The sequence below is a fragment of the Meridianimarinicoccus aquatilis genome (assembly GCF_004358675.1).
GTDB classification, from domain to species: Bacteria; Pseudomonadota; Alphaproteobacteria; order Rhodobacterales; family Rhodobacteraceae; genus Meridianimarinicoccus; species Meridianimarinicoccus aquatilis.
In genome coordinates this window covers 30,737-50,718 of the sequence record NZ_SMZO01000024.1, presented here as the reverse complement: position 1 = coordinate 50,718, position 19,982 = coordinate 30,737, and the positions used below count along the sequence as shown (strand labels likewise).

Annotated in this window: 18 protein-coding genes; 11 read left to right on the top strand and 7 right to left on the bottom strand. The window is 56.7% G+C overall.

Translation table 11 applies throughout. The features are described from left to right. Positions 1 to 81: 81 nt before the first annotated feature. From E2L05_RS11720 to E2L05_RS11705, 4 genes are all read left to right on the top strand, one after another. Positions 82 to 249: a NepR family anti-sigma factor gene (locus E2L05_RS11720; RefSeq protein ID WP_243721953.1), complete on the top strand. Its 168-nt coding sequence runs from the start codon at positions 82 to 84 to the stop codon at positions 247 to 249. Further along, positions 246 to 803 carry an RNA polymerase sigma factor gene (locus tag E2L05_RS11715; protein ID WP_133343095.1) on the top strand — a complete coding sequence of 186 codons (558 nt, stop codon included), beginning with the start codon at positions 246 to 248 and terminating at the stop codon, positions 801 to 803. Before E2L05_RS11720 ends, E2L05_RS11715 begins: the two co-directional genes overlap by 4 nt. Further along, on the top strand, positions 800 to 2,539 hold the full coding sequence (locus E2L05_RS11710; RefSeq protein ID WP_133343094.1) for a sensor histidine kinase: 1,740 nt from the start codon (positions 800 to 802) through the stop codon (positions 2,537 to 2,539). The genes E2L05_RS11715 and E2L05_RS11710 overlap by 4 nt, the downstream gene beginning before the upstream one ends. Before the next feature lie 144 nt (positions 2,540 to 2,683). Then, positions 2,684 to 3,178: a Dps family protein gene (locus tag E2L05_RS11705; protein WP_133343093.1), complete on the top strand. Its 495-nt coding sequence runs from the start codon at positions 2,684 to 2,686 to the stop codon at positions 3,176 to 3,178. A 125-nt stretch (positions 3,179 to 3,303) separates the two neighbouring features. Here E2L05_RS11705 and E2L05_RS11700 read toward each other — a convergent pair whose 3' ends face one another. Both E2L05_RS11700 and E2L05_RS11695 read right to left on the bottom strand, forming a co-directional pair. Next, on the bottom strand, positions 3,304 to 4,218 hold the full coding sequence (locus E2L05_RS11700) for a response regulator transcription factor (protein ID WP_133343092.1): 915 nt from the start codon (positions 4,216 to 4,218) through the stop codon (positions 3,304 to 3,306). Then, on the bottom strand, positions 4,205 to 7,558 hold the full coding sequence (locus E2L05_RS11695; RefSeq protein ID WP_133343091.1) for an ATP-binding protein: 3,354 nt from the start codon (positions 7,556 to 7,558) through the stop codon (positions 4,205 to 4,207). The genes E2L05_RS11700 and E2L05_RS11695 overlap by 14 nt, the downstream gene beginning before the upstream one ends. 235 nt (positions 7,559 to 7,793) lie before the next feature. Between E2L05_RS11695 and urtA the strand changes: the two genes are divergently transcribed. The 7 genes from urtA (at position 7,794) to E2L05_RS11660 (ending at position 14,381) form a co-directional block, all read left to right on the top strand. Beyond that, positions 7,794 to 9,077, top strand: coding sequence for an urea ABC transporter substrate-binding protein (urtA, locus tag E2L05_RS11690; RefSeq protein ID WP_133343090.1), 1,284 nt, complete (start codon positions 7,794 to 7,796; stop codon positions 9,075 to 9,077). A 105-nt stretch (positions 9,078 to 9,182) separates the two neighbouring features. Beyond that, positions 9,183 to 10,109, top strand: a complete 927-nt coding sequence (gene urtB / locus E2L05_RS11685; RefSeq protein WP_133343089.1) for an urea ABC transporter permease subunit UrtB — start codon at positions 9,183 to 9,185, stop codon at positions 10,107 to 10,109. 13 nt (positions 10,110 to 10,122) lie between these two features. Next, complete coding sequence (urtC, locus tag E2L05_RS11680) at positions 10,123 to 11,259, top strand: urea ABC transporter permease subunit UrtC (protein ID WP_133343088.1); 1,137 nt, start codon at positions 10,123 to 10,125, stop codon at positions 11,257 to 11,259. Positions 11,260 to 11,267: 8 nt separating this feature from the next. Further along, positions 11,268 to 12,017 (top strand): urea ABC transporter ATP-binding protein UrtD, encoded by a 750-nt coding sequence (urtD, locus tag E2L05_RS11675; protein WP_133343087.1) that lies wholly within the window; start codon positions 11,268 to 11,270, stop codon positions 12,015 to 12,017. Between the two features lie 12 nt (positions 12,018 to 12,029). Beyond that, positions 12,030 to 12,719, top strand: coding sequence for an urea ABC transporter ATP-binding subunit UrtE (gene urtE, locus E2L05_RS11670; RefSeq protein WP_133343086.1), 690 nt, complete (start codon positions 12,030 to 12,032; stop codon positions 12,717 to 12,719). Between the two features lie 33 nt (positions 12,720 to 12,752). Beyond that, complete coding sequence (fmdA, locus tag E2L05_RS11665) at positions 12,753 to 13,982, top strand: formamidase (protein WP_133343085.1); 1,230 nt, start codon at positions 12,753 to 12,755, stop codon at positions 13,980 to 13,982. Positions 13,983 to 14,048: 66 nt separating this feature from the next. Beyond that, positions 14,049 to 14,381: an FmdB family zinc ribbon protein gene (locus E2L05_RS11660; protein WP_133343084.1), complete on the top strand. Its 333-nt coding sequence runs from the start codon at positions 14,049 to 14,051 to the stop codon at positions 14,379 to 14,381. Between the two features lie 53 nt (positions 14,382 to 14,434). Here the strand turns inward: E2L05_RS11660 and iolG are convergent, their stop codons facing one another. From iolG to iolD, 5 genes are read right to left on the bottom strand one after another with little or no spacing between them, the layout of a single operon-like run. Next, a complete protein-coding gene (gene iolG, locus E2L05_RS11655; RefSeq protein ID WP_133343083.1) occupies positions 14,435 to 15,421 on the bottom strand; it encodes an inositol 2-dehydrogenase in 987 nt (328 codons plus the stop codon). Beyond that, positions 15,418 to 16,272 carry a class II fructose-bisphosphate aldolase gene (locus tag E2L05_RS11650; RefSeq protein WP_133343082.1) on the bottom strand — a complete coding sequence of 285 codons (855 nt, stop codon included), beginning with the start codon at positions 16,270 to 16,272 and terminating at the stop codon, positions 15,418 to 15,420. The genes iolG and E2L05_RS11650 overlap by 4 nt, the downstream gene beginning before the upstream one ends. Next, positions 16,269 to 17,111, bottom strand: a complete 843-nt coding sequence (locus tag E2L05_RS11645) for a 5-deoxy-glucuronate isomerase (protein ID WP_133343081.1) — start codon at positions 17,109 to 17,111, stop codon at positions 16,269 to 16,271. Before E2L05_RS11645 ends, E2L05_RS11650 begins: the two co-directional genes overlap by 4 nt. Positions 17,112 to 17,114: 3 nt before the next feature. Then, a complete protein-coding gene (iolC, locus tag E2L05_RS11640) occupies positions 17,115 to 18,116 on the bottom strand; it encodes a 5-dehydro-2-deoxygluconokinase (protein WP_133343080.1) in 1,002 nt (333 codons plus the stop codon). Next, positions 18,116 to 19,981, bottom strand: a complete 1,866-nt coding sequence (gene iolD / locus E2L05_RS11635; protein WP_133343079.1) for a 3D-(3,5/4)-trihydroxycyclohexane-1,2-dione acylhydrolase (decyclizing) — start codon at positions 19,979 to 19,981, stop codon at positions 18,116 to 18,118. Before iolD ends, iolC begins: the two co-directional genes overlap by 1 nt. Position 19,982 lies beyond the last annotated feature (1 nt).

Sequence of the window (19,982 nt, the reverse complement as noted above, 5' to 3'; positions counted from 1 at the left end):
GCGTCTCACTTTTTTTGCAACATTTGGGAACCAAACGCGGGAAACTGCGTTAAGTTCCCAAATAGTGCGCGGAGAAACAATATGTATGACGAGGTAGAGATGGATGATGACGTATCAAACGTCGACCCTGTCAAAAGGGACATAGACGAAAAGATCCGCGATTTGTACCGCGAGACGGTAGAAGAAGGCGTGCCCGAACGATTTGCCAAGATGTTGGAAGAACTGCGGAAAAAGGAGGCTTCCAAGTGAGCGATCCTGATCCGAGAGATGAAATTGTTGAACATTTGCCGTCTTTGCGTGCCTTCGCGCGCAGCCTGACCCGAAACCCTGCCCGTGCCGATGATCTGGTTCAGGACGCGCTTTTGAAAGCGTGGAGCAATATTCACAAGTTTGAACCTGGCACAAACATGCGGGCGTGGCTTTTTACGATCTTGCGTAACACGTTTTATTCGGAACGTCGCAAGGCCGCCCGCGAAGTTGAAGATGTCGATGGCGCGTTCACCGCGGGCCTATCTGAAAAGCCGGCCCATGACGGGCGCTTGGCGTTTCGCGACTTTGCCGTGGCGTTCAATCAACTCAGCGTTGAGCAGCGTGAGATTTTGGTCCTCGTTGGCGGCTCGGGCTTTTCCTATGAGGAAGCTGCAGAAATGACCGGCATTGCAATCGGAACGGTAAAGAGCCGGGCCAATCGTGGGCGGATGCGGCTTGCGGAACTGATGGGTCTGAGCGACGCCGACAGTCTTGACATTACAGACCAAGCGACGGTCGCGGTCATGTCAGCTTCCAAAACTGCTGCAGCGTGACGCAGGCGACAACAGGGTGGTTCAGCAGCCTTGCTGTTCGCCTTCTCATATTTCTTTCTGTCGCGTTGATCCCGATTGGGTTGCTGGCGGTCATGCAAACCGGCGACATTGTTCGGCGCGCCGAAAACCGGGCTGACGCCGCGCTGGCCGGCCTCACACGCGATGCCGCTGTGGCCGAGCGCGAAATCATCCAACGCGCTTTTGGGATCGCGATGGGTCTTGCGCCATTTGCCCGTGCGTCTTGGGACACTGAGGATGAGTGCGCCCAAGGTCTGTCGGAGCTTATTGAACAGCAGGAAATGGCTGTTACAGCCGGGTTCATCCGATCCGATGGCGAGATGTGGTGTGCGTCAACGGGTGAAACGTTCGATTTTTCAGACTACCCAGGATGGTCCGACAACGTTGCTGCCCGCGAACCGACGGTAAACGTCAATCCGAGGGCGCCAATCAGCAAACGTCCTGTTGTTACTGTGAGCCAGCCTTTTACGCGGAATGGGGCGTTTGCGGGGTTTGTTTTTGTATCGGTCCCCCATGAAAGCCTGGCCCTTGGGCGCAGCATTGTCGATGGCAGCGGTCTGACAGTGGTGACCTTCACCTCGGGTGGCGAAATTCTGACTGCGATGGGGCATGAAGAGTCTAACCCAGCCGGGGTGCTACCTGTTTCGCGGTCGCTTGAAGATTTGGGTAGTGGCCCGGTTGTTCAATTCCGCGATACCAGCGTATCTGGCGACCCCCGAAGCTATTCCGTGTCGCCGATTCTGGATGGCACGGTTTATGCGCTGGGAACATGGGTGCCGACCCCACATGGTGCGACCGGGCCATTTTCGATAAAACCCGAATTTTTCCCCATCATCATGTGGCTTACCAGTCTTGGGGTTGCTTTTGCCACGGTCTATCGTCTGGTCATGCGTCACTTGTCGAAGCTGCGCAGGCAGATGCGGGCTTTTGCGAAAACCCGCCGGTTGCCGGACCCATCGAATGACAGGGACGTATCCGGGGAAATCCGCGAACTACAGCAGTCGTTTGCAGATATGGCGGAGACCGTGCTTCACGATGAAGCCGAGATGGAGCAGCTTGTGCATGACAAGAACGTTCTGCTTAAGGAAGTCCATCACAGGGTTAAAAACAACCTTCAATTGATCAGCTCCATCATGAACATGCAGATGCGCGAACTGAAGTCTCGCGAAGCGAAAGCTGTTGTGCGGCGGCTTCAGGAACGTGTGCTGGGTCTGGCGACGATTCACCGAAATTTGTACCGCACAGAGAACCTGAGCAAGGTGAACGCGCCGCAAATGCTGACCGAACTGACCGATCAGATCCTTGCGTTGGCAGATGCGGGGCAGGGCAGTTTCGACGTGGATCGCAAGTTTGCCGATATCAACCTTTATCCGGACCAAGCCGTTCCCCTGAGCCTTTTGGTGGCCGAGGCGACGACAAATTCCATGAAATATCTTGGGACCGGAACGGGCCGTTGGGTAAGGATGCGGCTGACAGTCGTGGACGAGACACAGATACTTTTAGAGATCACAAATTCGAAGCCTGAAAGCGAGTCTGACCTTGCGCCGCACACGGCAGATCAGGGCACTGGACTGGGCACAAATTTAATGCGTGCCTTTGCGTTGCAGCTTGGTGGGCAGCTGGATTTCGAGGATCAGCCAGATCAATTCTCTGTCCGGATTGTGTTCACTTGGCTTGGCTTTGATGCCGAAGATCAAGATGCACAGGAAGCGGCGTAGTCTTTGATAAATGGCTCTTTTACCAAGTGAGGAAGGAGCGTCCGGGCAGGGCGCTCTTTTTTGATTCCATGTTTCTGAATGAATTTTGGAACCAGATGGAAAAGGCGCGCGTTGGTAAGGTGGAAGCAATTCAAGGAGTAACTCATGAGCAATGCATTGCGTATCGCACCCGAGAAAACCACCGTCGATACAGGCGTCCGTGACACAGAGACCGTCGCAAAAGGTTTGGCGGATGTTCTGGCAGATACCTATCGGCTGATGTTCAAGACCCATGCTTACCATTGGAATGTGGAAGGCCCACTTTTCTTTTCGATCCATAACCTGACCGAAGCGCAGTATGAAGAACTGTTCAAAGCTGCGGACGTAATAGCGGAACGTATTCGCGCGTTGGGCTTGCTGGCCCCTTGGAGCCTTGACTGGCTCAAGGAACAGTCGGTGATTGGCACACCGGACGCTGCGCCGACTGCCGGTGAAATGCTGGAAGATCTGGCGGGAGATCATGAGCGTCTCGCGCACCGCTTGCACGCCTTGATCAACATGACCGGTGACATTGACCCGGTGACCGAGGACTTGGCCGTCGCGCGGTCGAGCGTGCATGAAAAAGCGGCGTGGATGCTTCGCTCGCTTGGGAAAGAGTGATCGTTCTGCAAAGGGCGCCGCGGCTTTGCGTTGCTCTTTCAGAGGTATGTTACAGACCCGAAGGCTTAAATGCCTTCGGGTCTTCTTGCTTGATGTCGTGCCCCGTCTCGGGCAGTGCAACTGGCCTAGTTAGATAGGTGCAAGACACGGTCAGCCAAAACGGCTGCGGACGTGCGATTATCCACTCCCATCTTCTGAAAGACCTGTTCGAGATGTTTGTTCACGGTCCGCGCGCTGAGCGAGAGGATCTGCGCCACATCGCGATTTGGTTTCCCCATAGACAGCCAATAGAGCACTTCGGATTCGCGTGCCGTGAGGGAAAATGCTTTGCGGAGTAGTTCAGCAGGGCCACCAAGCTGCGTATCAGTCAGCTTGACCAAGACTTCGCGCGCCGATGTGATGCCCAAATAGGAAATTGTCAGGTCCCCATGATGAAACGTGGTGACCTGAGAGGCGGGAAGGGTCCTGCAGTCTTGCAGCCAAAGTCGAAAGGCCTGGCACGCAGACAATTGCCCGGATTGCGTCTGTTCCTGTGAGGTCAGGCTGGCAACCGCCTTTGGGCTTCCCCAAGCGATCTTGCCGTTCCCATCGAATGCGATGACTGAACCGCGTGAGGAATCCAACGCTTCGCGGGCGCTGCGAATGAGTTTTGCGTTCATGACGTGGATTGTGATCCGGGCAAGCAGTTCTTCGATCACCACGGGTTTTGTGATGTAATCTACGCCTCCTGCCTTCAGGCCCCGCACGATGTGTTCCGGTTCTGACAACCCGGTCATGAAGATGATCGGTGTTGAGATCGGGGCATCGCCCAGTTTTAACCTGCGGCATGTTTCGAAGCCGTCCGGCGCGGGCATGATTGCATCCATCAAGATGACGTCTGGTTGGATGCGCTGCGCCAGTTCAATCGCCGTTTCGCCATCTCGGGCGACAAGAACGGTGATGCCGTTTTCCTCAAGTGCGGTTGATACCATTCCAAGCGCTTCTGGGTTATCGTCCACCACCAGCGCAATGTTCTGTGCTTCGCGGTTAAAGGGGTGCATTGCCCGTCTCCTTTTCAAGGCAAGCGATGACGCTTTGCATATCGAACACATTTGCCGCGTGGCGCACCGTTGAAAGCGTCGCGCCGGCAAGCGCACCAGAGGCTTCAAGCGTGTCGATCTTTGAGTTGAGAGCCCGTGTCAGCCCATCGCGGGCCAGGGCAATCAACTCGGCTCTATCGGCTTCGGGTAAATGCCTTGAAACCGAGGCTGCGGGCTGTGTTTCTGCCGCCATAATGAGATCAAGCCGCAGAAGATCAGCGATACGAACGAGTAGATCATCAAGGTTATAAGGCTTTGCAAGGAACGCATCGCACAATTTGAACTCTGGCGATGGCTTTTTGGCATCCATCGCGTGCCCGGAAATCATCGCGATTGGTGTGGTCCTGTGATCCCCACTTCGCAGCGCTTCGGCCAAAGACCAGCCGTCCCCTCCGGGCAAGTCGATGTCGAGCACAAACAGGTCCGGCGAGATGTCTTTTACCATTTCAAGCGCCTGTTCAGCGCTGGAGGCCAAGAGCACTGCGAAACCAAGCGGTGTCAGGAAGTAATCCACCAATTTCAGGTGGCTGGGATCATCATCGACAACCATAAGTGTCTTGCGCGCACCGTGATAGCCGATGAAGGGCAGGCTGCGGGTGTCGTCGGTGGTTGCGGCGACCGGTTGAAGGCTGCTGTTCGGAACAGATGGCAACATCAATCGAACCCGGAACAGGCTGCCTTTGTCCGCCGTGCTTTCAACGGCAATATCGCCACCAAGTATTTCAACCAGCAACTTGGTAATAGTCAGACCAAGCCCAGATCCGGCAACAAAAGGGTGATCCCCACGTTCGAAGGGTTCCCAGATTCTACGAATGTTTTCGGGAACGATCCCTATCCCTGTGTCGCTTACTTCGATGATGGCAACCTCGTTGCGGTAGGTGATGTGCAGATTGACCGACCCCGCCACGGTATAACGAAGTGCGTTTGACAGCAGGTTGATCAGGATCTGACGCAACCGTTTTTCATCGAAACTAACCCATTCCGGCAGCGACCCTTGTGTGGTCTGGGAAAAGGCAATGTTCTTTTCGCGGGCCTGTTCTTCGAAAATGGAACTGATCTGGTTCAGGAACATGCGCAGGTGTATGCGGTCACGGCTGATTTCCAGTCGACCCGCTTCGATCCGGGCGATGTCCAGCAAGCCTTCGATCAAGCCTGCAAGATGTTCAGAAGAGCGGCGGATCGTGGTGACAGACGTCAGCCGGTGCGGTGGCATATCGGGGTCTTTTTCCAGAATCTGGGCAAAGCCGTAGATAGAGTTCAGTGGGGTGCGCAATTCATGGCTCAGCCCAGTCATATAGCGCGTTTTGGCAAGGTTCGCGGCCTCTGCTTTTTCCTTTGCCTGCTGAAGCGCCCGATCAGTGCGTTCGTGGGCGCGCACTTCGGCAAGCAAGCGTTCAGTTTGCCGTTCGGCCTCATCGCGTGTTTTGTGCTGTGTGTCGTTTATGAGGATGAACATCCAGACGCACACACCAATCACGATCAGTGAGATGGAAAAGATGACCATCAGCATCGCATCAAGGTTGTCAGCAGCGCGGTATGACCGGACCAGCAAAAGAAGATAGGCCAGCGTCGCGCCAATCAGCGATGTAAAGATCAAGAACCGCGACAAAGGCATGGTCAGCGCGGTCGCAACAGGGGCAGGCAGATAGTCGTGCAGCGCCCGCGCGGCGACGGCACTCATGCGTGTTTCCGGTTTGCATGCATCGCGGCAAGCACTGTCGATGGTGCAGCACAGCGAACAAATAGGGCCTGAATGAAAAGGGCAGTGCGTCATGTCTTCGGGGTCGAAACTGTATTCACAGATCGAACACTTTTGCTCTGGTCCATCCAGTAAGGGGACGGGCCGGGCTATGTAATACCGGCCTTTCGTCCACCATGCGATGGCAGGGGCCAACAGGAACGAACTGAACAGGGCCACGGCAGATGACAATGCTTCCATCAATGGGCCGAAATAGCCGCCATAGGCTGTGAGCGACAACACACATGCAGTGGCCATTGCACCAATACCAACTGGGTTGATGTCATGCAGATGCGCGCGGCGAAATTCGATGCCCGGTGGACTAAGGCCCAAGGGTTTGTTGACGATGAGGTCGGCAACCAACGCTCCGATCCACGCAAGGGCCACGTGGGAATAGAGTGCGAGCGTACTTTCCAGTGCACCGAATACACCCAATTCCATAAGCATAACGGCTATGGCGACGTTAAAGACCAGCCACACAACCCGCCCCGGATGGCTGTGGGTCAAACGCGAAAAGAAATTCGACCACGCTATCGATCCGGCATAGGCGTTGGTGATGTTGATCTTAAGCTGAGACAAGATCACAAAGCCGGCCGTCAGCAACAAGACAAGCCAAGGGTTTGAGATAACTTCTGAAAATGCAGTGTGGTACATGCGGGTGGGATCGCCCGCTTCGGACATTGGCACGCCTTTGGACAACGCGAGCGTGACAAGATACGATCCTGCCAACATCTTTGCCACACCGAGAACCGACCAACCCGGACCTGCCGCGATCAACGCGGCCCACCAGCGACGTCGTTCTGCACGGGTTTTTGGCTCTGGAAGGAAGCGCAGGAAGTCGACTTGTTCACCGACTTGGGCAATCAGTGAAAAGATCACACCAGCCGCCGCCCCAAGCATGATCAGCTTGCCTGACGGGCTGGTTGCTTCTGGCGCCAAGCCGGTAAAGGATGCCCAACCTTCGATATCGTAACCGACGAACGCAAGCATCACGAAGGGTGTGATATGTAACACGACCCATATCGGTTGTGTCCAAGCCTGAAATGCCGAGATTTTGGAAAAGCCGTTTATGGCCAACGGGATGACCACCAGCGAGCTGAGTAGGTAGCCAAACATCAGCGGGATGCCGAGGGTGAATTCAACCGCCAATGCCAGAATTGCTGCTTCCAGCGCAAAGAAGATGAACGTGAAACTGGCATAAATAAGCGACGTGATGGTGGAGCCGATATACCCGAAGCCTGCTCCGCGGGTCAGAAGGTCAATATCCACGCCATAGCGCGCCGCGTAATAGCTTATGGGAAAGGCCGTCAAAAATAGAATTGCGCCAACCAACATGATCGCCGTTATGGCAATGTCAAAGCCATAGGTCAGTGTGATCGCACCGCCGATCGCTTCGAGGGCGAGAAACGAAATCGATCCGATGGCCGTGTTGGCAACGCGCGCTGATGACCAGTGGCGCGCACGCCGCGCCGTAAAGCGCAGAGCGAAATCTTCCATCGTTTCGTTGGCGACCCAGCGGTTATAGCGCCGTTTTTCCTTGGTCGCGCGATAGGTTCTACTCATCCTATGCCTTCACAGTCATCACGGATCGGACGCCGGTTCAGACACCAGGGCGTTGTTCAGTTCGTGCCGTCTCTCACCCTTGAAGGGTCAATATGTGGTGAAAGGTACAGGGTAAATTCACGCAGCCACATACGTCAATTAACGTATACTGCATCGCAGCATCTTGGCGGACACTCACGAGGCAATAGAACACCTCGCCCGAAAAAGCGGCGCAAACTGCCGACAAGGAGCTGATATGACTGATCGCAAATCCCCGAAAACAACCATAAGGCAAATGCCCGAGCCAAGCCGCCGCGCCTTTATGGCTGGCAGTGCAGCGATGACCGCGGCCCTGTTCGCCCCTAAAACCCTGTTCGCGGCCGACTATCCTACAGAAGCCGTCAACACAACGGGCCTCGCCGTAACGGACGACACGGTCACAATCGGCATTCTGCATTCTGTCACGGGCACCATGGCGATCTCGGAAACCGGGTCGGTGCAGGCTGAAAAGCTGGCGATTGAACAGATCAACGCGCAGGGCGGCATTCTGGGACGCAAGATCGAGTACATTCAGGAAGACGGTGCGTCCGACTGGCCGACCTTTGCCGAAAAATCGCGCAAACTGTTGGTCAACGACAAGGTGGCCAGCGTTATGGGGTGCTGGACTTCGGCGAGCCGCAAAGCTGTTCTGCCCGTGTTCGAGCAGTTCAACGGCATGCTTTATTACCCGACTTTCTATGAGGGCCTAGAGCAGTCGCCAAACGTGATTTACACCGGTCAGGAAGCCACGCAGCAGATCATTGCAGGCCTGGATTGGGTGTCTGAAACCAAGGGTGCCAAGACGTTCTATTTGCTGGGGTCCGACTATATTTGGCCGCGCACGTCGAACAAGATTGCCCGCAAGCACATCGAGAACTTCCTGGATGGCGCAAAGGTTGTCGGCGAAGATTACTACCCGCTCGGCCACACGCAATTCAACTCGGTCATCAACAAGATCCGCCTGAGAAAACCTGACGTGATCTACGCCATCGTCGTGGGGGGATCCAACGTTGCGTTCTATAAGCAACTCAAAGCGGCCGGCATTGATATGACCAAAGAGGCGCCACTGGTGCTGACGATTTCGGTGACCGAAGACGAAATCCGTGGCATTGGCGGCGAAAATATCGATGGTGCCTATGCCTGCATGAAGTACTTCCAAAGCCTTGATAGCCCGAACAACATCGCGTTCGTGCAGGCGTTCAAGGACATGTACGGCGAAGATATGGTCATCGGTGACGTGACGCAGGCGGCTTATCTTGGCCCATGGCTGTGGAAGGCTGCTGTTGAAAAGGCCGGGTCGTTCGATGTGGACAAGGTGCGCGAGGCGCAAATCGGTGTGGAGTTGACCAACGCCCCCGAAGGATACGTCAAAGTACACGAGAACCATCACCTGTGGTCCAAGACCCGCGTCGGTCTGGCAAAGGCGGACGGTCAGTACGAAGTGGTGTTTGAAACCGCTGATCTGGTCGAACCGGATCCGTTCCCCGAAGGCTATCAGTAATAGCCTCTTCCGGTGCCCTGCGCATGACGCGGGCACCGGCTTTTTCAGTTTCGGTTTTTGCCTGATGGGTCAGATCAGGCTGTGTTTTCCGCAAGGGGCATCCACATGTTTTCCGACTACACGATGAACGAGCTTGGCGCGATTTTCGCCATGCAGGGCTTCGCAGGGCTGATCCTGTTCTCGGTCTTTGTGCTTATGGCGCTGGGGCTGGCGATCATTTTCGGCCAGATGGGCGTGATCAACATGGCTCATGGCGAATTCATGATCTTGGGTGCCTATGTCACCTATCTGACGTCCAATCTGTTTGCGGATTATCTGCCCTCAGTGTTCGGGCTGTATTTCTTTGTGGCCATGATCCTGGCCTTTATCGCCTCTGGGGCGCTTGGCCTGTTCGTCGAGTGGGTCATGATCCGACATTTATACAAGCGCCCGCTTGATACGCTTTTGGCGACGTGGGGGCTGAGCCTTATTCTACAGCAGGTCTATCGCAGCGTGTTTGGCGCACGCGAAGTCGGCGTTTCCATTCCGGACTGGATGATGGGGTCGTTGCCGATGACCGACATGATCGAGGTTCCAATCAACGGAATTTTTGTGATGGTTCTTGCGACGGGCATTTCGCTGGCCGTCTATTTCATGATGTACCGGTCAAGTTGGGGCCTGCAGGTGCGCGCGATCAGCCAGAACCGGATGATGGCCGATGCCGTTGGTATCAACACTGCGTGGACTGACCGACTGACCTTTGGCATCGGGTGCGGCGTTGCCGGTGTTGCCGGGTCTGCCTTTACAATGATCGGGTCCACCGGCCCGACCGCAGGCCAGCTTTATATCGTCGATACGTTCCTTGTCGTCGTCTTTGGCGGTGCTGCGAGCCTTCTGGGCACGATTGCCAGCGCATTTTCGATCAGTCAGGCACAGTCGATCATGGAGTTCTTCTTGTCCGGGTCCATGGCCAAGGTGCTCACGCTGCTGACCGTGGTGGGGATCTTGATGATCCGGCCACAGGGTCTGTTCACCCTCAAATTGCGCAAGTGATCGGAGCTGTATGATGGAAAGTTCTTCCAACCGCCTGTTCTCGGCCCGCGATCTCATCGGTTTTGCTGTTCTGATCGCTATCATCTTTGTCGTTCTTCCCATTGCGCTTGATGGGTTTCGGTTAAACCTGTTTGGCAAATACTTGACTTACGCCTTCGTTGCGGTGGGGTTGGTGCTGTGTTGGGGCATGGGCGGGATCCTGAGCCTGGGGCAGGGCGTGTTCTTTGGGCTTGGTGGGTATTGCATGGCGATGTTCCTCAAGCTTGAGGCGTCGACACCTGAAAACACTTCCATTCAGTCCACACCGGGCATTCCCGATTTCATGGACTGGAACCAACTCACCGCGCTTCCTGCGTGGTGGGAGCCGTTCAATTCGTTGTTCATAACGTTGATCGCAGTAATTCTGGTGCCTGTTGTCTTTGCCTTTATCATTGGCGTTGCGATGTTCCGCCGCCGTGTGGGCGGTGTGTACTTCGCGATCATCACACAGGCTTTCGCGGCGATCCTGACGATCCTGATCATCGGGCAACAAGGGTTCACCGGCGGGGTGAACGGTATCACTGACCTTCGCACGCTCAAGGGCTGGGACATCCGGAGCGAGGAAGCCAAGGAAATTCTGTATTTCGTCAATGGCGGGCTGCTCATCGTCTGTCTTGTGATCGCGCAATACGTGCGCAAGTCCAAGTTAGGCCGGCTGTTGATTGCCATGCGCGACCAAGAGGACCGGGTGCGTTTCTCGGGCTACGACGTGGCCAGCTTCAAGATCTTCATCTTTTGCCTTGGCGCGGCCTTCGCGGCTGTGGGCGGGGCAATGTTCACGCTGCAGGTTGGGTTCATGTCGCCCACGCTGGTCGGCATCGTTCCATCGATTGAAATGGTGATCTTCTGTGCGGTTGGCGGGCGGCTGTCCATCCTTGGTGCGGTCTATGGCGCGCTGTTGGTGAACTGGGCCAAAACCTCGCTGTCCGAAAGCTTCCCCGAGCTTTGGCTTTTGGGTCTGGGCGGCTTGTTCATCGCGGTTGTGATGGTGTTTCCCAACGGGCTTGCCGGTGTCTACGCCGAACATGTTGAGCCGAGGTTGATGGCCCTTCTGGGCAAATCAAAGGCTGCCGCGCCCGACAGCGCCGCAAACGAAACCCCTGCAGAGTAGGACCCGGCATGAATGTGCATAACCCGAATTTTCTGCTGATGGTCGAAGGGCTTACGGTATCATTTGATGGGTTCAAGGCCGTCAATGACCTGAGCTTTTACGTGGAGCCGAACGAATGCCGTGTCATCATCGGGCCCAATGGCGCGGGCAAGACCACGGTTCTGGACCTCATCTGCGGCCGAACCAAAGCCACCTCTGGATCGGTCAACTTCAAGGGCCGTGAATTGCTGAGCATGCGTGAAGATCAGATCGTGCATGCCGGGGTCGGGCGCAAGTTTCAGACGCCGTCGGTTTACGAAGACCTGACAGTGTTTGAAAATCTGGAACTGTCGTATCCCAAGGGTCACAGCGTATTTGGCGCCCTCACCTTTCGCCGCGACGACAAAGTAAAGACGCGGATCAAGGAAATTGCGGAAACGATCTTCCTTGAAGATCTTTTGAACGACAAGGCGGCGTATCTGAGCCATGGGCAAAAGCAGTGGCTCGAGATTGGGATGCTGCTGATCCAGGATCCGGAGCTTTTGATGTTGGATGAGCCGGTTGCCGGGATGTCGGTGGCCGAGCGCAAGAAAACCGCCGAACTGCTCAATCGCATCATTCAGGACCGGTCGGTGATCGTGATCGAACATGACATGGGCTTCGTCGCTGATATCGCGACGCGCGTGACCGTTCTTCATCAGGGCAAGACCTTGTCCGAAGGATCGATGGAGCGGGTCCAGAACGACCCCAAAGTCATCGAAGTCTATCTGGGCCATTGAGGAATTTTGACCATGCTGAATGTTGAGAATCTGCGCGCGGCCTATGGCGAATCCGAGGTGCTGCATGGGCTGAACCTGGTTGTTGAACCGGGCGAGATTGTGGCCATCATGGGGCGCAACGGGATGGGCAAGACGACCCTCATGCGGACCCTTATGGGGATCATCGCGGAAAGCGGGGGAGAAACGCGGGTTGGCCCCATGTCGGTGTCGGGCAAGAAACCGCACCAACGCGTTGCGTCCGGTATCGCCTATGTCCCTCAGGGCCGAATGATCTTTTCGTCGATGACGGTGCAGGAAAACATTGAAACTGGTTTGACTGTCACGGGGTCCAGCAAGATCCCCGAAGACATCTATGATCTGTTTCCGGTTCTAAAGGAAATGCGCTCGCGCCGCGGCGGGAACCTGTCGGGCGGGCAGCAACAGCAACTTGCCATCGCTCGTGCCTTGGCCAGCAACCCCAAGGTTCTGCTGCTCGACGAGCCGACCGAGGGCATTCAACCATCGATCATCCGCGAAATGGCCCGCACTTTGCGCGATATCCGCGACAAGACCGACCTGACCATTGTGGTGTCCGAACAGGTGTTGAGCTTCGCGCTTGATGTCGCGGACCGGGTCATCGTGATCGAGAACGGCACCTTTGTGCACGACGCCCCCCGCGCGGGGCTCGACGAGGCAAAAGTCTCGAAATTTCTGTCTGTTTGAAGAACTTCCGCCCAACCGAGGAGAGGACTACCCATGGCTGACACATTGATTTCAGTGGATCTGAGCGAAAGCCCGCATACCAACGAAAACGTCCACAATCGCTGGCACCCCGATATTCCGATCAATGTCTGGGTTGAGCCGGGTGACGATTTCCGGATTGAGACGTATGACTGGACAGGCGGTCAGATCAAGAACGATGATGATGCTTCTGATGTGCGCGATGTGGAGTTGGAGCAGGTGCACTACCTGTCCGGGCCAATCGGTGTGAAAGGTGCAGAGCCGGGCGATTTGCTGGTCGTCGACATTCTCGATATCGGCGCGGTCGAAGAAATGAACTGGGGCTTTAACGGCTTCTTTTCCAAGCAGAATGGCGGCGGCTTCCTGACCGAACATTTCCCACAGGCGCAAAAGTCGATCTGGGATTTCGACGGCATGTTCACCAAATCGCGCCACGTACCGGGTGTGAAATATGCGGGGCTTATCCACCCCGGTCTTATCGGGTGCTTGCCAGATCGCGACATGCTGGACATGTGGAACCGGCGCGAGACCAAGCTGTTCAATACGGACCCTGAAAGGGTGCCGCCGTTGGCAGCGCTGCCGAATACGCAAAGCGCGCATATGGGTGCGATGAAGGGCGATGCACGTGATGCAGCAGCAAATGAGGCGGCACGGACAGTCCCCCCTCGCGAGCATGGCGGAAACTGTGACATCAAGGATTTGTCGCGCGGCTGTAAGATTTATTTCCCGGTCTATGTGGACGGTGCCGGGCTTTCTATGGGCGATTTGCACTTCTCGCAGGGTGACGGTGAAATCACCTTCTGCGGTGCTATCGAAATGGCTGGCTGGCTGCATATCAAGGTGACCTTGATCAAGGACGGCATGGCAAAATACGGTGTGAAAAACCCTATTTTCAAACCTTCGCCCATCAAGCCAGTGTATGATGACTACCTGATCTTTGAAGGGATCAGCGTCGATGAAAGCGGAGAGCAGCATTATCTGGATGTGCATGTCGCGTATCGTCAGGCCTGCCTTAACGCCATCGAGTATCTCAAGAAGTTTGGTTACACCGGCGCGCAGGCCTACTCGATCCTCGGGACAGCCCCGGTGCAGGGGCATATTTCCGGCGTGGTCGATATTCCCAATGCCTGTGCCACGCTATGGCTTCCCAATGATATCTTTGAGTGGGACATGATGCCGAATGCGGACGGTCCGACCAAATACCTGGACGGGTCCATCGACATGCCGATCGCCCCAGATCTTTGATGTGACCCGGGCGGCGGCGTTCGCGCGGCCGCCCAAAATTTCGATCACTCCGTAGGGATCCCAGCCATGCCATTTTACGACTATCAATGTGAAGATTGCGGGCCATTTACCGCGTTCGCGCCGCTTAGCCAATTTGCGGCGCCTTGCGACTGTCCTGAGTGCAGCAGCGCATCGCCTCGTGTTTTGTTGACCGCGCCGCGCGTCTCAGGGTTGAGCACACAACGACGAAATGCGTTCGAAACCAATGAACGCAGTGCAGACAGTCCGAAACGAACGTCAACGCATGGGCCGGGCTGTGGCTGTTGTTCGGGGGGGCAGAAGGTCGGAAAGAAGACGCTGGTGCATCCGGATGGATCCAAGAGTTTCCCGACCAAGCGACCTTGGATGATTTCCCATTGACCGCCGCCTGTCCCGGGCAGATCCGGGGCAGGCAATCTTGGCCGATGGATTGCTCAGAGGCTTACTGTCCGGCCTTCGGCCAAGGAAAGGGCTGCGGCATCGGCGATGCGCTGCGCAGCGACGCCATCTTGTATGCTGGGGGACGGCGTGCCGCCGCTGGAAACGGCATTCAAAAAGGCTTCCATTTCAGCGAGATACGCGGCTTCGTACCGTTCAAGGAAAAAATGTTTGTTGGGGGCGCTGGTGAACCCATCAGCCCCGGCGCGTTCCACCGTATGCTCCAAATGGTTCGCAGCCCTCAGCATCCCTGCCGCACCATGCACTTCAACCCGCTGGTCATAGCCATACGTGGCGCGGCGCGAATTGTTGATGATGCAGATTTTGCCTGATGCGGTGGTCAAAGTCACAGCAGCTGTGTCAACGTCGCCCGCCGCGCCGATCGTCGGGTCCACAAGGCACGAACCAACTGCGTGTACCGATACCGGCTCTTCCCCGAGCAAGAAGCGGGCCATGTCGAAGTCATGAATCATCATGTCCCGGAACAAACCACCCGACTGTTTGATATAGCTGACAGGCGGTGGGGAGGGATCACGGGAGGTGATGATCACCATCTCAACATTCCCGATTGCACCATCTGCCAACTCGGACCTTAGCCGTGAAAAGCCGGGGTCAAAGCGCCGGTTGAATGCTGTGAAAAAGGGCACGCCGCTGGTGGTGACCACGGCTGCACATTGCGCCGCTCGGTCTGAAGATAAATCAATCGGCTTTTCGCAGAAAATAGCTTTTCCTGCGGCAGCGGCTGCATGGATCTGGTCGAAATGCAGACTGGTGGGGGTGGCGATGATGATTGCGTCGATGTCGGGGGCAGCGATGATCGCATCGGCTTGACGAATATCTGCGCCGCTGGTTTCGGCAAGTGCTTCGGCAGCGGCGGGAACTGCATCCGCCACTGCGGTGAGGCGCGCGCCTTGCAGGCGGGCAATGCTGCGTGCATGCACTTGGCCAATGCGGCCGCACCCGAGCAAACCTATTGAAATCATGTGGAACGTCCTTCTGGATGGTCGGCAGGGGCAAGCCCGCGCAAAGCGATGCGCGCTGCGGCTGCGATATCGGGCTCTACCTTTGACAACAACGTCACGCGGTCAAAGGCGTCCGGGTCAGCGGCAAGGGCTGCGCGCAGGGACGCGCCGAACACCATGCGCAATTCCGTCCCAATGTTGAATTTGCAGATACGTGACCCTCGCGCCAAGGTGCTGCGCTGTGCCAAGGGCACGCCGGACCCGCCATGAATCACCAGGGGAACCTCTGTGACGGCTTCGATGTCGCGAATACGGGCTTCGTCCAATCCGCCCTCGTGATCTTGTTGCAGATGAACATTTCCGACGGAAATCGCCATGGCATCCACCCCAGTGTCGCGGGCGAAAATCGCCGCCTCATCAGGGTCAGTGCCTTTGGAATTCTCACCGTCGCTATAGCCGACGAAGCCAATTTCGCCTTCGCAGGAGATGCCGGCGGCATGGGCCATTTCGGCGATCCGGGCGGTTTCGTCGATGTTTTGAGAAAGTGGTAGTCTGGAGCCGTCAAACATCAGCGAAGTAAAGCCGCTGTCCAGCGCCTCACGGCATTCGGCATACGTGTAGCCGTGGTCAAGATGCGCTACGACAGGGACCGATGCGCCTTCGGCCAAGGTGTGAAACATGCGGCCCAAAACCGGCAGTGGGGTGTGCTTTCGGCATGATGGTCCTGCCTGCAAGATCACGGGCAGACCTTCGGCTTCGGCAGCGTCCACATAGGCGCGCATGTCTTCCCAGCCGAGAGTCACCAGCCCGCCGACCGCGTAGCCGCCCGCCATCGCGGGGCGCAATACCTGAGCCAAGGTCGCGAGGGTCATTTGAACTTTGCCACCATGTCGAGGATACCGGGGATCGTGTGGAGCTGATCCTTATGGGTTTCCTGAAAATTCTGGATCAAGCTGCGCTGGCTCAGCCCGCCAAGAATGGTGAAATAGTACATTTCATAGCCGGGCAGCACGGCGCAGGGATGATACCCTTTGTCGATGCAAATCGTGGACCCGTCGACGATGTGATATGCGTCACCCGGTTTGTTGTCTTCGCGCTGAAGCATCTGCATGCCGGATCCGTGGTTCGGACGAAAGCGGAAGTTATAGGTTTCGTCATGGCGTGTTTCATGGGGAAGATTGTCGGTGTCATGCTTGTGGCTTGGAAAGCCGGACCAACCACCTGCGCCCACGGTATAGAGTTCTGACACCAACAACCGACCAACGCGCCCGTGCTGTTTCTGGCCAAGAATGTGTTTGATCTTACGATGGGTCTTGGTGTCGTCCGACCCGTACTGAACCTTGTCGATTTCGTCTGCGCGCACCGCGAAGGGTTCCAGCACCTCGTCAAACTTTGCGCCGGCGATGAACACTTCTGCCGTATCGCTTAAACAGGTGAACCGCGCCTCGACAGCGGTGGGAACGTATACGCCTTCCGGCTCGCCGTCCCACACATCAACGCCGCGCCCGCCGATGTTCTTTGCGTCAAAACCACCGACCGAAACATCGATCAGGCCAGTTGCGGGGACGATGCAGGTCTCATAGCCGGGGACCGCATAGCCGAAGCTTTCGCCTTTTTTCAGCTTTACGATGTTGAAATAGTTCAACGGAACGCAAGCGTCGTTCGTGTCCACGATGGGGGCATTGCGATTGTCAAACGGAGCGATATGCATGGGTTATCCTTTTGGGCTGTGCAGGACAGTGTCCGGCGCGGGATTGGCGGCGAGAAACGCACGCAATTCTTCGGTAATGGGCATGGCGGGGGCGCAACCGGGGCGTGCAACCACGATGGCCGCGCAGGCAGAGCCGCGTAAGACGGCTTCGTCCAATGGTCGCCCTTCGGCAAGTGCGGCCAGAAAGCCGGCCATGAAACTATCGCCTGCCCCTGTAGGCTTGAGCGGGGTGACTTTAAACACGCCGCTGCGCGTTTCCTCGCCATTGGCAAAGGTGATCGCGCCCATTGGTCCCATTTTATAAACAACGATCTCCGCGCTGGATGCCGCAAGCGCGCGGGCCTTGGCCATTCCCTTGTCGATGCCGCCTGCCATGAACCCGAATTCTTCGTCATTGGCGACGATGATGTCTGACAGGGCGCCGGCGCGTGACAGAATGTCTTCGGCCACTTCCGGGGATGGCCAGCTATAGGGTCGGTAATCCACATCGAAAATCACGGGCAAACCCGCCATACGTGCCAGATTGAACGCATGGAAGGCGGCGCTGCGTGACGGCTCGGCGGCAAAAACGGTTCCAGCGGTAATCAGAGCGTCAAACTGGCTGAAATCGACCGCATTCACATTTTGGACCGTCATTTCAAAGTCGGCGGCGCCATTGCGATAGATGACCGATTGATGGCCTTCGATCCGGGTTTCATAAAGCGCGAGAGAATTTCGAAACTCGCCTGCGATGGGCGTTACATGATCTGCGTCCACGCCATAGCGGTGTAACTGGTTCACGCAATAGCGCCCAACAGCGTCGTCTGACACACGGGTCAGAAGTGCCGCCTTGCAGCCCAGCTTGACCAGCCCCGCCGCGATGTTGGCCGACGATCCGCCCATGGCCACAGTCATATCGGTGGCGTCTTCGACAGCGCCCCCGACAAGGGTCGGGAACAAGTCCATCCCGACCCGTCCCATCACAAGAAAGCGCTTGCCGCTCAGTTTGTTCACGAGGGCCTGCATCACACGCCCCGGCGCTGCTTGACGCGCGCAGCTTCGACTTCCAGGTGCTTCTCGCGCACTTTGGGATGCTCGGTCACATGGGGGGTGCCGACCTCCCACCATGTGTGGCCCTGCGTGGTCCAGCCTTCATAGGCGTCGACATTCATGACGATGACGCTTGTCGTTTCGGCGGCCTTTGCTGCTGTGAATGCTTCGCCGAGTTGTTCTGGTGTGTCCACGCGGACGGCATGCGCCCCCATTGATGCAGCATGCGCGGCGAAATCGACCGCGAAGGCCTCTGGAACTGTTGGTGTGTCTGCCAGCAGGTTGTTGAAACTCTCGTTGCCGGTGTTGTTCTGCAACTTGTTGATGACCGCGAAGCCGCCATTGTCGAGAACTAGCACGATCATCTTTTTGCGGGTGAGAACGGAGGAATAGATGTCCGAATTCATCAGCAGATACGATCCGTCGCCAACAAAGACGATGGTGTCTGCGTCCGGCTCTTTCTCGGCTTGGGCAATACGAGCACCCCACCCGCCGGCGATTTCATACCCCATGCAGGAAAAGCCGAATTCCACATCGACCGTTCCGATATCAAGCGTGCGCCAGTTGGCGGTCACTTCGGCGGGCAGGCCGCCAGCAGCGGTCACAACCCGGTCGCGCGGATCGCAAAGAGCATTCACAACGCCAATTGCTTGGGCATAAGAGTTCGGCCCGTTGCCCGGTTTTACATTTGCCGCCACATACTCGTTCCAGGTTCTGCGTTCGGATTGGGCGAAAGACGTCCAGCTTTCCGGGGCGCGATAGCCTTGCGTGGCGCCGAACAGGGCGTTGATGCTGAGCCTCGCATCGCCAACGACTGGCATGGACATGTGTTTGCCTGCGTCATGGCGCGCCGCATTGAGCGAAATGATCCGAGCGTCCTGTGCAAATGCCGTCCAGGACCCGGTTGTGAAATCCTGAAGCCTGCATCCCACTGAGACGATAACATCGGCGGCTTCGGCGACGGCGTTCGCGCTATCGGACCCGGTTACGCCGACTGGCCCGATGTTCAGCGGGTGATCGTGGCGGAAATTCGCGCGTCCTGCGATGGTTTCGATAACCGGGATGCCTGTCGCGTCAGCAAACGCTGTCAGGTCAGCAACCGCGCCTGAATATTGCACACCGCCCCCGGCAATCAGCACCGGGCGTTTGGCGGATTTTAGCAGCGCTGCGGCATCGGCAAGTTCTTCTGCGTCCGGCGACTGACGGCGAATGCGGTGGGTGCGTTCTTCAAAGAAGGACAGCGGATAGTCATAGGTCCACCCCTGCACATCCTGCGGCAAACCGAGGAACGCAGGCCCGCAATCTGCCGGGTCAAGCAGTGTGGCAATCGCGGCTGGAAGGGTTTGGATAACTTGCGCCGGATGCGTGATCCGATCCCAATACCGCGTGACAGCTTTGAAAGCGTCATTCACTCCCAGTGTCGGGTTACCGAAATGCTCAAGTTGCTGAAGCACGGGGTCCGGCAGCCGGGTCAGGAATGTGTCGCCGCAAAGCATCAGCATGGGCAATCGGTTGGCATGCGCCAGCGCCGATGCAGTCAGAAGGTTCGCGGTTCCCGGCCCGGCGGACGCGGTGCACAGCATGAACCGGCGACGCAGGTGGTATTTGGCATAGGCCGCTGCGGCAAATCCCATGCTTTGTTCGTTTTGTCCGCGATACAGCGGAAGTGTCTCTCGATGATCGTATAAGGCTTCGCCAAGGCAGGTGACGTTGCCATGACCAAAGATGCCAAAGCCACCACCGCAAAGACGGGTACGTTCCCCGTCAGTTTCGATGAACTGGGCGTTCAGATATCGAATGATCGCTTGCGCCGTCGTAAGACGGATTGTGCTCTGTGTCATC

Excerpts from the sequence above, each read along its gene's own strand:
- E2L05_RS11720 (WP_243721953.1), top strand. The coding sequence starts at position 82 with ATGTATGACGAGGTAGAGATGGATGATGACGTATCAAACGTCGACCCT.
- E2L05_RS11705 (WP_133343093.1), top strand. The coding sequence starts at position 2,684 with ATGAGCAATGCATTGCGTATCGCACCCGAGAAAACCACCGTCGATACA.
- E2L05_RS11700 (WP_133343092.1), bottom strand. The coding sequence starts at position 4,218 with ATGCACCCCTTTAACCGCGAAGCACAGAACATTGCGCTGGTGGTGGAC.
- E2L05_RS11695 (WP_133343091.1), bottom strand. The coding sequence starts at position 7,558 with ATGAGTAGAACCTATCGCGCGACCAAGGAAAAACGGCGCTATAACCGC.
- urtA (WP_133343090.1), top strand. The coding sequence starts at position 7,794 with ATGACTGATCGCAAATCCCCGAAAACAACCATAAGGCAAATGCCCGAG.
- urtB (WP_133343089.1), top strand. The coding sequence starts at position 9,183 with ATGTTTTCCGACTACACGATGAACGAGCTTGGCGCGATTTTCGCCATG.
- urtC (WP_133343088.1), top strand. The coding sequence starts at position 10,123 with ATGGAAAGTTCTTCCAACCGCCTGTTCTCGGCCCGCGATCTCATCGGT.
- urtD (WP_133343087.1), top strand. The coding sequence starts at position 11,268 with ATGAATGTGCATAACCCGAATTTTCTGCTGATGGTCGAAGGGCTTACG.
- urtE (WP_133343086.1), top strand. The coding sequence starts at position 12,030 with ATGCTGAATGTTGAGAATCTGCGCGCGGCCTATGGCGAATCCGAGGTG.
- fmdA (WP_133343085.1), top strand. The coding sequence starts at position 12,753 with ATGGCTGACACATTGATTTCAGTGGATCTGAGCGAAAGCCCGCATACC.
- E2L05_RS11660 (WP_133343084.1), top strand. The coding sequence starts at position 14,049 with ATGCCATTTTACGACTATCAATGTGAAGATTGCGGGCCATTTACCGCG.
- iolG (WP_133343083.1), bottom strand. The coding sequence starts at position 15,421 with ATGATTTCAATAGGTTTGCTCGGGTGCGGCCGCATTGGCCAAGTGCAT.
- E2L05_RS11650 (WP_133343082.1), bottom strand. The coding sequence starts at position 16,272 with ATGACCCTCGCGACCTTGGCTCAGGTATTGCGCCCCGCGATGGCGGGC.
- E2L05_RS11645 (WP_133343081.1), bottom strand. The coding sequence starts at position 17,111 with ATGCATATCGCTCCGTTTGACAATCGCAATGCCCCCATCGTGGACACG.
- iolC (WP_133343080.1), bottom strand. The coding sequence starts at position 18,116 with ATGCAGGCCCTCGTGAACAAACTGAGCGGCAAGCGCTTTCTTGTGATG.
- iolD (WP_133343079.1), bottom strand. The coding sequence starts at position 19,981 with ATGACACAGAGCACAATCCGTCTTACGACGGCGCAAGCGATCATTCGA.